1 protein-coding gene is annotated in these 702 nt (G+C 50.7%); it reads left to right on the top strand.

The window, feature by feature from the left end:
• The coding region (locus J8L71_RS18345; RefSeq protein ID WP_211001800.1) for an Ig-like domain-containing protein at positions 1-702 on the top strand (702 nt) is incomplete at both ends.

Below are 702 nucleotides of genomic sequence, written 5' to 3'. Positions count from 1 at the left end.
CAACACCACCACATTAAGTGAAACCGCGACGCTTGATACGAATGCACCAAGCATTAGTATTAATGCCTTGGTTGATACCAACGACACCACGCCAACCATTAATGGTACAAGCGATGCAGTCGATGGCACTACCATCAGCTTAACGTTTGAAGACAGTGCAGGAAATATTACGACTGTTGATACGACCGTCACCGGTGGCGTATGGAGCGTCGATGCCCCAGCTGATTTAGCGCAAGGTGAATACACGGTCACCGCCGAGGTAGATGATGGCCTAGGGAATATAGGCAGTGCCACTGAGACAGGTCAGATAGACCTTACTGGCCCGAGCCTTGTTATTGCCGACAACGGTGTGGGCAACGACACCACGCCAACGATTGCAGGCACAAGCGATGCACCGCAGGGAAGTGAAGTCACTATTGTTGTCACCGACAGCAACGGCGTAGCGCAAACAATGAGTGCCACCGTACTTGCTAATGGTACGTGGTCAATCCCTGTACCGGTAGCACTTGCAGAAGGTGCATACACTATTAGTGCGAGTGTTGAAGATGTGGCAGGTAACAACACCACCGCTACAGGCACTGGTGAAATAGATACCATTGCACCGACACTTGAGTTAACCAGCCCAGGTTCAAGTAACGACGTCACCCCAACATTAAGTGGCACAAGTGATGCCGTTGAAGGCACCGTTATTAACTTTACCGT

Origin of the sequence: Pseudoalteromonas sp. MMG007, assembly GCF_018100985.1 — a bacterium.
Classification (GTDB): Bacteria; Pseudomonadota; Gammaproteobacteria; order Enterobacterales; family Alteromonadaceae; genus Pseudoalteromonas.
This window is presented reverse-complemented; position numbering and strand designations above follow the sequence as displayed.